The organism is Mannheimia varigena, assembly GCF_013377235.1.
Taxonomy (GTDB): Bacteria; Pseudomonadota; Gammaproteobacteria; order Enterobacterales; family Pasteurellaceae; genus Mannheimia; species Mannheimia varigena.
The window spans coordinates 1,022,014-1,034,612 of sequence record NZ_CP016226.1 but is presented as its reverse complement, the minus strand read 5'-3'; the positions used below and the strand labels follow the sequence as shown (position 1 = coordinate 1,034,612).

Here is a 12,599-nt window from a genome sequence, read left to right as displayed (position 1 = left end):
AGGCGTTTTCCCCTACACATTTTCCGTAGAAAGCTGCCAGCCCATTTGGCGATATTGCTTGTAACGCTCGCGGGCAATTGCTTTTTCCGCCTCATCCACCGGCACGAAGTCGATCACTTGGTTGAAGCTCGCCACGAAATCGGGGATTTCTTGTTGTAGTGAAATCAACAAATCTCGGCGTTGGGCGTTGCGTTTGCCTTTCCACGAAATTTCAATCGGGGTTGGGTAAGTGGTGATTTCGCCCGATAAATTGTGCGGTACGAAGTCGTCCGGATTTCTTGCCCAGAGCAGTTCGTCAATATTTAGGGCTTGTTGTTCCGTTTCACAGGCAATCAGCACTCGCTTGCCCTCTCGCCAAGCGGAGGCGGCAAGTTCGCAAGCCTGCATTTCAGTGGCGGAAACGCCGTCTGAGTTGGCTTGGTTTAAGAGATAAAATTTCACCTGTTTCACAGAAATTCCCTAAATTATCAAAAAAATCTATTTAAACGGTGAATTTTAGCTGAAAATCGGGGAAATATAAAATCTAAGCGGCAGTTTTTGCAAAAAATATCGAAAAAACTACCGCTTGTATTTGTTTGAGTGGCGGAACTAATTCCATTTTGTCGCCTCTAAAGAGGCAATGCACTATTTCAGTGGTTGGAAATTGTGTAGAATATCTCTCCCATTTGGCTATTTTATAAGGAACTTACTATGGGTTTATTTGATTTTGTAGGCGACATCGGTCGCAAATTATTTAACAAAGAAGAAGATGCATCAAAAGCAGTCACCGAGCATTTAGCGGAAGACAATCCGGGCGTTGAAAATGTGAACGTAACGGTTGAAAACGGTGTAGCAAAAATTTCTGGCGTTGCAGCAACGGCAGCTGCGGTAGAAAAAGCGGTATTAATGGCGGGTAACGTAGCCGGCATTACCGAGGTGAACATTGATGAAGTGACTCTGCCAGACGATGTTCAGCTTGCAAGCGATGATGAGCTTTATGTTATCCAAAAAGGTGATACTTTATGGGAAATTGCAACCAAAGCTTACGGCAACGGTGCGAAATATAAAGCTATCGTTGAGGCGAATAAAGAAGTGATCAAGGATGAAAATAAAATTTTCCCTGGTCAAAAAATCCGTATTCCAAAAGGTTTATAATTTGGTAAATAAAAAAGAGCTAAACTTGAAAGGGTTTAGCTCTTTTGCTTTATACCGAGAATGGATATTGAATAGCAGGGTGGTATTCATAGCCTTCCACTTTAAAATCATCTAACGTTACCCAAGTTTCTAAATCTTCGAGTGATTTAATCTTAGGATTAATGATTAATTTAGGAGCATTTAACGGTTCACGTTTTAGCTGTACATCACGCATTAGCTCAAGTTGATCTTCATAAATATGGGCATTCACAATTTTATGATAGGCTTTACCTGCTTTATATCCGGTAATTTGAGCCATTAATGCTAGGAAAGTATAACATTGGATCATATTCCAGTTTAAGCCAAGAGGTACGTCTGCTGAACGCTGAGTACTATTAAGATAAAGTGTACCATCTAGCAATGAAAAATGGTGGCTATGCAAACAAGGGCGTAAACATCCCATATGAAATGCACCAGGGTGATAGAAAGTATAAATTTCGCCACGATTATCAACGCCTGTTTTCAAATCATCAACAATTTGGCGAAGTAAATCTACCGAGCCGCCATCAGGTTTTGGGAAATTACGCCCAACAGCCCCATAAACTAAGCCCATATCATCTTCGCCTTTACGGTAAGGATTCGCTAACCACGCGGCATTTTCATTAGCGTTAGCATCCCATGATTTAGTTCCCAGATTACGAAAATCAGCGGCATTATCATAGCCCCGAATATAGCCAAGAAGCTCTGCAATTGCCGCTTTCCAATAACTGCGACGAGTGGTAACTAATGGAAATTCTCCTTTCTCAACATCATAGATTAAATCTGCATTAATCACAGTAAGACAGCTCTTACCTGTACGTTCATTCGCTACCCATTTGCCTTCATTTACGATACGATGGCATAAATCTAAATACTGTTTCATATTGACCTCATAAAATTTTAAGTAATTTTGCCATTTATTCGGTAAAATAGCTAAAACTTTATGACAAACACAATTAAGGAGTTATAAATATGAAAAAAACAATTAAATCTATGTTAATGGTTACCATAGTGGCATTTTTAGCAGCTTGTTCATCAAATAAAGGTGGCTGGACACGCTTAAATGATTCAGAAGTAGATCAAAAATCGTATGCAATTGCTTATGGTGCAACCGCTCAAACCTATAAAGACAGAGTAAACGAAACGTATGATATCAATTCATTTATGAATGGCGTAAATGATTGGTACACTAAAAAAGTTGCTTTGCCCATTGAGCAGATTCGTGCAATAACAATAAATAGAATGTTAGATCATAATGTATATGCTTACTATAGTGGTGTACTTTATGCAGCGGATTTACAAGCTAACTTTAACCACTTAGATCCAAACTGTTGGAACTTAGTACAACCAACGAGCATGACACAAGGTATTCACGATGCAATGTTAGATTTGCAAAAAAATAAAGTACGTGGTGATGACTATATTAAAAACGGTGTTGAGCAAATTTTGCATCTTTGTGTAAAAACGATTGCAGAAGATGAAAATAAAGAGAAAGCTCACAGTAAGAAAAAGAAAAAATAATATTTAAGCTACAAGCGGTAAAATTTTCTAAAAATTTTACCGCTTTATTTATAACCGTATGAAATGTTTAATATTTATTCTATAAAACTTAAAAAATCATCGTTTTGCTTATTACATAGGCAAACACGCAAGAATTTAATATTTTCGGGAAAAAGAATTTGACATCTTTTTAAATTCTAGTAATATGTCGCCCACAGACACAGTGAGTGGTGAGATGGCCGAGCAGGCTGAAGGCGCTCCCCTGCTAAGGGAGTATAGGGTTAAAAAGCTCTATCGAGGGTTCGAATCCCTCTCTCACCGCCATTTACTTTATCACGCACCCGTAGCTCAGCTGGATAGAGTACTCGGCTACGAACCGAGCGGTCAGAGGTTCGAATCCTCTCGGGTGCGCCATTTTATTTATTACTCTAAAAATAAAATGGTTGCTGATAAACTAAATTCTCACAATCTTCAAATACGCACCCGTAGCTCAGCTGGATAGAGTACTCGGCTACGAACCGAGCGGTCAGAGGTTCGAATCCTCTCGGGTGCGCCATTTCTCAAAAATTCTACTTTCTAATCCTAAATCTTATATTCAATAAACTGTTATTTCATTAATGGGTAATTTCGGCTAGACTTACCACTTAATTGAATTAATGAGGATTTCAACTTGAAAGGATTAATTGCACGCCTTTTTATCGCAATAGCTCTATTACTTTGGGCATGGGATATGATTTTTCCTTGGCAAAAAATCATCCATTCTGAAGCAAATCACTATACCCAAATTCAACAAAGTAAAAATCTCAAAGTGGGAATGATTAACCATCCGCTCTCTTATTTTGTAGGAGCAGAAGGAAAAAGTGGCATAGAATATGATTTAGCGACTGCATTTGCACAGTATCTGAATGTAAACCTGGAAATTAAAACCTATGAAAGTAGTGAAAAATTATTTGAAGCGCTAAAAACGAATGAGGTTGATATTGCTGCTGCAGGGCTGATTTATCGCCCTGAGTTAAATGAGGTATTTCAAATAGGTCCATCGTATTATTCTGCATCATGGCAAGTTGCCTATAAAAAAGGAACGAGTAGACCATATAGACTCTCAGATTTGCAAGATCAAATCATAGTTCCTGCCGGCTCTGCTGTATTGCCGATATTAAGTCAACTTAAATTAGAAAATCCTGATTTAAAATGGCAAGTTTCGGATAAATTCACACAAGAAGAATTGTTACTGAAAGTCGCTCGAGGGGAGATTCCTTATACGGTTGCAATGTCAGTCGATATTTCATCTGCTCAGCATATTAACCCTAACTTAGCTGTTGGCTTTGATTTAACAGATGAAAGCCCTGTTTTATGGTATTTAGCGAACAGTTCTTACAGTGAATTACAATCGACTTTATTGGATTTCATGTCTGATGCCGTAGAGACAGGGATGATTTCTCGTATAGAGGAGAAATATTTCAACCATCTCGCAAAATTTGATTATGTGGATATTCAAAGTTACTTAAGAGCAATTCAAACCACATTACCGAAATATGAGCCCCTTTTCCGTGTCCATAAAGGCGATTTAGAGTGGCAAATGTTAGCGGCTATTGCTTATCAAGAGTCCCATTGGGATCCGAATGCAACCTCTCCAACAGGCGTGCGTGGCATTATGATGCTGACAAAAGATACCGCTGATAGAATGAAAATCTCAGATAGAACTAATCCAGCCCAAAGTATAAAGGCCGGTTCTGAATATTTGCATATGTTAATAAGGCAAATGCCAGAAACTATTCCACAGGAAGATAGAATTTGGTATAGCTTGGCAGCTTATAATATGGGCTTAGGACATTTACTAGACGTACGTCGATTAACGAAACAGCTGGGCGGCGATCCTGATAATTGGTTAGATGTGAAAAAGAATCTCCCACTACTTGCCGAAAAACGCTATTATACAAACCTGAAATATGGTTATGCTAGAGGCTATGAAGCATTGCAATACGTTGAAAATATCCGTCGTTATTATGGCAGTATCATCAATTATCAGCGAATTGAAGAGCAGAAAAAGCTTGAGCAAGAACAAAAAAATTTATCTGATAATCATATAAAACAGGAGGATAGGACTGATGAGAAAATTGAAGAAAAAGAAAACGTTACCAACGAGGAAGCTACGCCCACGCCAAATCAAACAAATTAAAGATAGAAAAAGGCTCATTGCTTCACGCAGAAAAGCGTTTATGCAAATGCAACAAGAAGTGTAATATACTTCCCTTTTGAGTTAAAGCTTGAAAGGGATTTTTTTATTTATAAAATTGATTAATAAGAAAATTGGTGGGCGATACCGGTCTCGAACCAGTGACCCCCTCCTTGTAAGGGAGGTGCTCTCCCAACTGAGCTAATCGCCCTTCAGATACGAACAATCATCGTAGTTTGAAGTTTATGATTTTAGTCTTAAGTGGTGGGCGATACCGGTCTCGAACCAGTGACCCCCTCCTTGTAAGGGAGGTGCTCTCCCAACTGAGCTAATCGCCCACTTGAGACTTAAAATCAAAGGGAATTTGAAAACAGAACACTTAAAGTTGAAGTGGTGGGCGATACCGGTCTCGAACCAGTGACCCCCTCCTTGTAAGGGAGGTGCTCTCCCAACTGAGCTAATCGCCCGTTTTCAAAATTAGATTGTCACAACAAACGGCACATCAAAAGTTGAAGTGGTGGGCGATACCGGTCTCGAACCAGTGACCCCCTCCTTGTAAGGGAGGTGCTCTCCCAACTGAGCTAATCGCCCGCTGTTGTGGAAGTGAATTATAGAGATTTTTACTCTTTCGTCAAACGCTTTTTGCTCTTTTTACCCTGTTTGCTGCTTTTTTACCCCAGAAAGCCAATTTTTTACTATTATTCCCCCTCAAGCGTAGTAAAATAGACAAGTTATTCCTTAAAAATAATGAATTAGGCACTATAAAATGAAAATTGAAACTCTTTTCCCATTAGATCCGAACGTGAAAGTTCGTACCCGTTTTGCACCAAGCCCGACAGGCTACCTACACGTTGGCGGTGCTCGTACTGCACTTTATTCTTGGTTATATGCAAAACACAATCAGGGCGAGTTTGTACTTCGTATTGAAGATACCGATTTAGAACGCTCTACCCCTGAAGCCACAGCGGCGATTCTTGAAGGTATGGAATGGTTGAATTTAGCGTGGGAGCACGGTCCGTATTTCCAAACCAAACGTTTTGAACGCTATAACCAAGTAATCGACCAAATGATCGAAGCCGGCACGGCTTACCGTTGTTACTGCTCAAAAGAGCGTTTGGAAGAGTTACGCAACAACCAAGAAGCGAATAAAGAAAAACCTCGCTATGACCGCCACTGTTTAGGCGAACATTCACACGCTGCGGATGCTCCACACGTTGTTCGTTTCAAAAATCCACAAGAAGGTTCGGTGATCTTCGATGATGCCGTGCGTGGTCGTATTGAAATCAGCAATAGCGAATTAGACGATTTGATTATCCGCCGTACCGATGGTTCGCCAACCTACAACTTCTGCGTGGTGGTGGACGACTGGGATATGGGCATTACTCACGTTGTGAGAGGCGAAGATCACATCAACAACACCCCTCGCCAAATCAATATCTTAAAAGCGTTAGGGGCTCCGGTGCCGACCTATGCTCACGTTTCAATGATCAACGGGGATGACGGTCAAAAACTATCCAAACGCCACGGTGCGGTGAGCGTAATGCAATATCGTGATGACGGCTATTTGCCGGAAGCTCTCGTAAACTATTTAGTGCGTCTAGGCTGGGGACACGGCGACCAAGAGATTTTCTCTCGTGAAGAGATGATTGAATTATTTGATATTCACTCAGTGAGCAAATCTGCCAGTGCGTTCAATACTGAAAAATTACAATGGTTAAATCATCACTATATCCGCTCATTAGAGCCAAGCTATGTGGCAAAACACCTTGAATGGCATATGCAAAATCAAGGGATTGATTACCAAAATGGTGTGGCGTTAGAAGAAATTATTCCTGTTTTAGGTGAACGAGCCAAAACGTTGAAAGAATTAGCGGCAAGTAGTCGTTATTTCTACGAAGAGTTTGAGGCTTATGATGAAAAAGCAGCTGCGAAAAACTTCAAAGCCGAAGCCGTTGCTCCACTTGCAAAATTATTGGAAAAATTAACCGCTTGTAACGAGTGGACGGTGGAAAATATCCACAATGCGATGAGTGACACTGCTGCCGAATTGGAAATCGGTATGGGTAAAGTGGGAATGCCATTCCGTTTAGCTGTCACAGGTTCCGGACAATCGCCATCAATGGATATCACCGCTAAATTAGTTGGCAAAGAAAGAACCTTAGCCCGTCTTGAAAAAGCAATTGCCTTTATTCAAGCAAATAGTTAGTTTTTAATCAATTAGTTTTATCATTATCTAAAGCCATTGACATATTAGGGTGAAAAGCATATTATTTCGCCCATATTAGGGGGTATAGCTCAGTTGGGAGAGCGCTTGCATGGCATGCAAGAGGTCATCGGTTCGATCCCGTTTACCTCCACCAATTTTCGGTCGCATCAACAGCAATGTTGATGCGATTTTTTATCAGTCTTTAAGTATTTGCTAAATTGAGCATTTCTTCAGCATTTGCTAATACCGTATCAGTAATTTTACTACCGCCTAATAACCGCGCTAATGCGTATATACGTTCATTTTGAGAGAGTAATGTCATATGCGTTTCAGTTTTATTATTCTCAATATATTTTTGGACATTGAAGTGGTGATTTCCATAACTTGCAACTTGTGGTAAGTGGGTCACGCATAGAACTTGACATTTTTGGCCTAATTCGCGTAATAATTTTCCTACTGTGGTTGCAGCCGAGCCACTAATGCCTACATCAACCTCATCAAAAATAATAGTTGGGGTAGAGAGTTTGTTTGCTGTTAAAACCTGTATCGCTAAAGAAATACGAGAGAGTTCGCCCCCCGATGCAATTTTAGCAAGTAGTTGGGCTTGTTGCCCTAGGTTACTTCGTAAGTTAAATTCAACAGAATCTGCCCCGTTCGGTGATAATTTTTCAATGTGATGTTCTACTTTAATAAAAAATTCGCCATTCTCCATCGCTAAATGTTTAATTTGTTTTGTAACTTGTTGAGCCAACTTATTAGCTGCTTCTGTTCGTTTTTGATAGATTTCTTCTGCTAATACTAAACATTGCTGATAAGCTTGTTTCTCATCTTGAATAAGTTGTTCTTCATTATCTTCAAAATCAAGGAGTTCCTGTAACTCGTTTTTCAGCTGTGTATGGTATCGCCATAATTCATTTGGTTGAATATGATGCTTACGAGCAAGGGAGATTGCTTGAGCAATACGATTATCTAACTCGTGTAATAATTCAGGATCTTGTTCTATTTTACTAGCTAGCTGAGCAATTTCAGAACTCGCTTCTTGCACCTGAATAAGAGCTTCATTAAGCATATCCAGCACGCTTTGGTAGTGGCTATTTAGTTCTACTAAATTTTCGGCGTTGCGTATTGCTTTATAAATAAGAGCGTTTGCGTTGATTTCATCATTGCTTAACAGATTCATCGTGTCATCTGAAAGTTCTGTTAGCTCTTCTGAAGAAGAAAGAACATTATATTTTTCTTCCATCTCTTTAAATTCATTTTCTTTAATCGCAAATTCATCTAACTCTTCAACTTGATATTGCAATAATTGTTTACGAGCTTCATTTTCTTGGCATTGCTGCTGGAAATTTTTTACTAGCTTGTTCAACTTCTTCCAAATACTATATTGTTTCGCCATTTTAGCTAATAGAGGCTGTATGGACGCATAATTATCTACAATCTCAAGTTGATATTCTTGTTTTAATAATAATTGAGGGGCGTGCTGGCCATTTAAATGAATAAGGTATTGCCCTAGCTCTCGCAGTTGCGAAACAGGCAATGCTCTATTATTAACAAATGCTTTTGAACGGCCATCAACATTAATTATACGGCGTAAGATACACTCTTGAGGATTATCTTCATCAAGTAGCTCATGTTCCTCTAGCCACAAATAAGCTGGGCTATTTGCTTGCATAATAAAGGTTGCACTGATATCTGCTTTATCTGTACCACTACGAATCATTCCACTTTCAGAGCGATAACCTAAACATAATCCTAAAGCATCAATAGCAATAGATTTACCTGCACCAGTTTCTCCTGTAATAACAGACATTCCCTCATTCAGTTCTAGAGCAAGATGGCGGACAATAGCAAAATTATTAATAGTAAGTTGAGTTAACATAAGAAGATTCCATACAAAAATTAACTGTATGGGTATATAGTACAACTGTTTTTTTGAACAGTAAATGGATTGGGGGTAAAAATCTATAAATTTATACAGTGATAAGCGGTTTATTTTCTGTAAAAGTTTGCAAATAAAAAAGCGAACTATAAAGTTCGCTTTTTTATTAATATTAGATAAAAATTTCTTGTTTTACTTGATAACCTTGAGGAACTTGTGATTTATCTTCAAAGGTAACAAGTTCCCACGCATTTTTATTAGCAAGAACAGCACGCAATAATTTGTTATTTACACCGTGGCCTGATTTATAAGCGCTAAATTCACCAAGAATATTATAGCCACACATAAATAAATCGCCAATTGAATCTAGCATTTTATGGCGAACGAGCTCATCTTTAAAACGTAGACCATCTTCATTTAAGATACGATAATCATCTAATACGATAGCATTATCTAAACTTCCACCTAAGGCTAAGCCAATAGATTGAAGGTATTCAACATCTTTCATAAATGTGAAGGTTCTCGCGCGACTTAACTGTTGAATAAAGTTCTCCGCAGAAAAATCCATTGCGTAGTTTCTTACGTTTTTTGAGATTAATGGATGTTCAAAATCAATAGTGAAATTTAATTTAAAACCATTATTATATGGCTTTAATTCAGCCCATTTATCGTCTTCTTCAACTCGTACAGTTTCTTTAATGCGAATAAATTTCTTTGGCGCGTCTTGCTCTTCAATGCCTGCATCTAATAATAAATAAATGAATGGGCTTGAGCTACCGTCCATAATTGGAATTTCTGGCGCATCTACTTCAACAATAACATTGTCTAAGCCTAATGCTGACATGGCTGCGCTTAGATGCTCTACAGTTGAGATACGTACGCCGTCATCATTTACCATACATGTACATAATTTTGTATCACGAATAGAGTCTGCCCTTGCAGGGAAATAAACGGCAGGCTCTAAATCGGTACGGGCATAAATAACCCCTGTATTGGCTGGGGCAGGGCGTAACGTTAGCGTTACTTTTTTACCACTATGCAAGCCAATACCTGTTACTTTTGCTGCTTGTTTTAATGTTCTTTGTTTAATCATAGTTTGTCCTTACTTTCCAGATTTTGGAAGTTATTGACTATTTCTCATAAAGCCTGGAATTGAACTTGGGTTAAAAATCTGGGCTGTATCCACCGATTGTGGCTTTGGTGCCGTAGGTTGTTGAGCTTGTGGCTGACCAAATTGGTTAGGTTGATTATAACCTGATGGTTGTGTAAAACCTGGTTGTTGTGCTACTTGCGGTTGTTGGGGTTGAGTAGCTTGTTGCTGATGCATTTGGTGTGCATAAACAGGTGGAGCTTTCGGCATGTGTAATGCTTCTTCTGGCTGCCCAATACCTGTTGCTACTAATGTAACACTTACTTTACCATCCATTTCTGGATAGTAATTACAACCAAATACAATTGCAGCATCTTCAGATGCAAAGCCATAAATTAAATCCATCATAGCATAAACTTCTTCTAATAAGAAATCTGTTCCTGCACTAATGTTAATCAACATACCATTCGCACCTGAAATATCGACATTTTCAAGTAATGGGCTTGAAATTGCATCATTCATTGCTTTTTCTGCTCGACCTTCACCTACCTCACCTTCGGCAAAACCAGTACCAATCATTGCATGGCCTTTACCTGACATAACCGTACGAACATCAGCGAAGTCCACGTTGATATCTGCACCAGTTGAACCGCCTGAGCTGGTAATCATGTTGGTGATACCAAGTACACAGTTGCTTAATACATCATTTGCAGCTGCGAAAGCATCTACTGCAGTTGTTTGCTTTCCTAATCCGCGTAATTTATCATTCGGAATGATAATTAGAGAATCCACATATTGAGACAGTTCCTTGATACCTTGATCGGCAAAACGCATACGACGCGGGCCTTCAAAACGGAAAGGTTTAGTTACAACACCAACTGTTAAAGAGCCTTGCTCTTTTGCGATTTGAGCTACTACAGGTGCTGCACCTGTACCTGTACCCCCACCCATACCAACAGCAATAAAAGTCATATTAGCGCCTTTTAATGCATTAGCAATAGCTTCACGATCTTCTTCAGCAGCCTGTTTACCTACCATTGGATCAGCACCTGCTCCTAAACCTTTAGTTGTAGCAGCACCAATTTGGATAGTTTGGCGTGTTGTTCTTTTTCTTAAAACTTGAGCATCAGTATTTACGTCAAAGAATTCAACCCCTTTGATATCATCAGCAGAACGTGACATTCTATCTACAGCATTACCACCGCCGCCGCCAACACCCACTACCTTAATGATAGCATCTTGCGTTTGTTCAATAATAGGTTCAAACATTTTTATCTCCCTGCGTGTTTATTTAACACTATTAAAATTTTGACTTGAAGAAGTTTATAATTTTCTTAGCACCAATGCCTATTGGTGCAAAGATATCTTCATTAGCCTCTGTACTATTGCCTTGTTCAGTATAGTTGTAGTGACTATATTGTAAAAGTCCTAGTGCTGTAGCATATTGTGGTTTATTCACGTAATCTGTTAAGCCAGTAATATTAAGAGGATAACCGACTCTAACTTGTGATCCAAAAATAGATTTTGCACATTCTACAATATCTTCAATCTGTGAACCACCACCTGTAATGACAATACCAGCAATTAGTTCTTGTTTTATCCCTTTTTGGAAGAGTTCATTGCGTAGTTGGGTAAGTTCATCTTCTACTACTTTTAATAAATCGTTATAACATTGAGATGTAACTGTTGCTACTTGAGCTCGGGTAAACGTTCTTGCAGGGCGTCCACCTAGCCCAGTTACCTCAATTTTTTTATCTGCATTGTGAGTGGGAGGGGAAATCGCACTTCCATAACTTACTTTAATGCTTTCCGCTTCTTGACGTGAGGTAGTAAACACACGAGCTAAATAATCAGTAATATTATTACCTGCAAACGGAATTACTTTACTATATCTTAGCGCACCATCAGTATAAACAAGCACATCCATCGTGCCGCCACCGATATCAATTAGGCAGACTCCCAACTCTTTCTCATCTTCTGTTAATACAGAATAGCTTGATGCTAGCCCTGAAAAAACAACTTGATCAACTTTTAATTTAGCTTGTTCAACAGCATTTTTTAAGTTTTTAAGCCAAGCTTGATGACAAGCGATTAGATGTGCTTGGACTTGTAAACGCATACCTGATAAGCCGATCGGATTTTTAGTCGCAGGTAATCTATCCACATTGTATTCTTGTGGAATCATATGCAAAGTTTCTAAGCCATCTTGTAATTTGATTGCTTTTGCCATATCAACGGCACTTTCAATGTTATCTTGCGTTACGATACCGCCGGATAAAGTAGATGTGCCTGATTCATTTAAACCAACAATATGTTGACCAGAAATAGCAAGAGTTACACCCATAATTTGACAGTCAGCAATAGACTCAGCTTGTTGGATAGCGCGTTGAATGGAATTAACAGCTGCATTAAGATCGATAATACCACCACGATCGACCCCTTTAGAAGGGCAAACGCCAGAGCCCATTACATTGATAACACCATCAGGTAATACTTCACCGACAACGGCAACTACTTTTGATGTACCAATATCTAGACCAACAATGATTTTTGATTCTACTGCTTTTGTCATACTATTATTTTATTTTTGTTAAAG

At 39.0% G+C, this 12,599-nt stretch carries 10 protein-coding genes and 8 tRNA genes; 8 read left to right on the top strand and 10 right to left on the bottom strand.

Translation table 11 applies throughout. The features are described 5' to 3' along the window. Positions 1 to 12: 12 nt before the first annotated feature. Positions 13 to 450 (bottom strand): DNA polymerase III subunit chi, encoded by a 438-nt coding sequence (locus A6B40_RS04720; RefSeq protein WP_176671718.1) that lies wholly within the window; start codon positions 448 to 450, stop codon positions 13 to 15. Between the two features lie 240 nt (positions 451 to 690). Between A6B40_RS04720 and lysM the strand changes: the two genes are divergently transcribed. Next, positions 691 to 1,134 (top strand): peptidoglycan-binding protein LysM, encoded by a 444-nt coding sequence (gene lysM, locus A6B40_RS04715; RefSeq protein WP_025248188.1) that lies wholly within the window; start codon positions 691 to 693, stop codon positions 1,132 to 1,134. Between the two features lie 49 nt (positions 1,135 to 1,183). Here lysM and A6B40_RS04710 read toward each other — a convergent pair whose 3' ends face one another. After that, positions 1,184 to 2,035, bottom strand: a complete 852-nt coding sequence (locus A6B40_RS04710) for a thymidylate synthase (RefSeq protein ID WP_176671717.1) — start codon at positions 2,033 to 2,035, stop codon at positions 1,184 to 1,186. A gap of 89 nt (positions 2,036 to 2,124) precedes the next feature. On the opposite strand from A6B40_RS04710, the gene A6B40_RS04705 reads away from it, so the two are divergent. The 5 genes from A6B40_RS04705 (at position 2,125) to mltF (ending at position 4,831) form a co-directional block, all read left to right on the top strand. After that, positions 2,125 to 2,673: a hypothetical protein gene (locus A6B40_RS04705; RefSeq protein WP_025217971.1), complete on the top strand. Its 549-nt coding sequence runs from the start codon at positions 2,125 to 2,127 to the stop codon at positions 2,671 to 2,673. 208 nt (positions 2,674 to 2,881) lie between these two features. Next, positions 2,882 to 2,976: transfer RNA gene (locus tag A6B40_RS04700), tRNA-Ser, on the top strand. A gap of 13 nt (positions 2,977 to 2,989) precedes the next feature. Continuing rightward, positions 2,990 to 3,066, top strand: a tRNA-Arg gene (locus A6B40_RS04695). A 65-nt stretch (positions 3,067 to 3,131) separates the two neighbouring features. Continuing rightward, positions 3,132 to 3,208: transfer RNA gene (locus A6B40_RS04690), tRNA-Arg, on the top strand. Between the two features lie 114 nt (positions 3,209 to 3,322). Then, positions 3,323 to 4,831, top strand: a complete 1,509-nt coding sequence (mltF, locus tag A6B40_RS04685; protein ID WP_176671716.1) for a membrane-bound lytic murein transglycosylase MltF — start codon at positions 3,323 to 3,325, stop codon at positions 4,829 to 4,831. A 132-nt stretch (positions 4,832 to 4,963) separates the two neighbouring features. On the opposite strand, the gene A6B40_RS04680 is transcribed toward mltF, so the two are convergent. The 4 genes from A6B40_RS04680 to A6B40_RS04665 all read right to left on the bottom strand — a co-directional run bounded on the left by A6B40_RS04680 (position 4,964) and on the right by A6B40_RS04665 (position 5,419). Beyond that, a tRNA-Val gene (locus A6B40_RS04680) sits at positions 4,964 to 5,039 on the bottom strand. Positions 5,040 to 5,090: 51 nt separating this feature from the next. Beyond that, positions 5,091 to 5,166: transfer RNA gene (locus A6B40_RS04675), tRNA-Val, on the bottom strand. Between the two features lie 53 nt (positions 5,167 to 5,219). Then, positions 5,220 to 5,295, bottom strand: a tRNA-Val gene (locus A6B40_RS04670). A 48-nt stretch (positions 5,296 to 5,343) separates the two neighbouring features. Further along, a tRNA-Val gene (locus tag A6B40_RS04665) sits at positions 5,344 to 5,419 on the bottom strand. A 175-nt stretch (positions 5,420 to 5,594) separates the two neighbouring features. Between A6B40_RS04665 and gltX the strand changes: the two genes are divergently transcribed. Together gltX and A6B40_RS04655 are read left to right on the top strand one after the other, a co-directional pair. Beyond that, positions 5,595 to 7,034 carry a glutamate--tRNA ligase gene (gene gltX, locus A6B40_RS04660; RefSeq protein ID WP_176671715.1) on the top strand — a complete coding sequence of 480 codons (1,440 nt, stop codon included), beginning with the start codon at positions 5,595 to 5,597 and terminating at the stop codon, positions 7,032 to 7,034. A 78-nt stretch (positions 7,035 to 7,112) separates the two neighbouring features. After that, positions 7,113 to 7,188, top strand: a tRNA-Ala gene (locus A6B40_RS04655). A 48-nt stretch (positions 7,189 to 7,236) separates the two neighbouring features. On the opposite strand, the gene recN is transcribed toward A6B40_RS04655, so the two are convergent. From recN to ftsA, 4 genes are all read right to left on the bottom strand, one after another. Next, on the bottom strand, positions 7,237 to 8,913 hold the full coding sequence (gene recN / locus A6B40_RS04650) for a DNA repair protein RecN (RefSeq protein WP_176671714.1): 1,677 nt from the start codon (positions 8,911 to 8,913) through the stop codon (positions 7,237 to 7,239). A gap of 172 nt (positions 8,914 to 9,085) precedes the next feature. Further along, the gene (lpxC, locus tag A6B40_RS04645) at positions 9,086 to 10,006 is read right to left on the bottom strand and encodes a UDP-3-O-acyl-N-acetylglucosamine deacetylase (protein ID WP_176671713.1); all 921 of its coding nucleotides are present in this window, start codon (positions 10,004 to 10,006) and stop codon (positions 9,086 to 9,088) included. A gap of 30 nt (positions 10,007 to 10,036) precedes the next feature. Further along, the gene (gene ftsZ / locus A6B40_RS04640) at positions 10,037 to 11,272 is read right to left on the bottom strand and encodes a cell division protein FtsZ (protein ID WP_025217966.1); all 1,236 of its coding nucleotides are present in this window, start codon (positions 11,270 to 11,272) and stop codon (positions 10,037 to 10,039) included. Positions 11,273 to 11,303: 31 nt separating this feature from the next. Beyond that, the gene (gene ftsA, locus A6B40_RS04635; protein WP_176671712.1) at positions 11,304 to 12,575 is read right to left on the bottom strand and encodes a cell division protein FtsA; all 1,272 of its coding nucleotides are present in this window, start codon (positions 12,573 to 12,575) and stop codon (positions 11,304 to 11,306) included. Between the last annotated feature and the right edge of the window lie 24 nt (positions 12,576 to 12,599).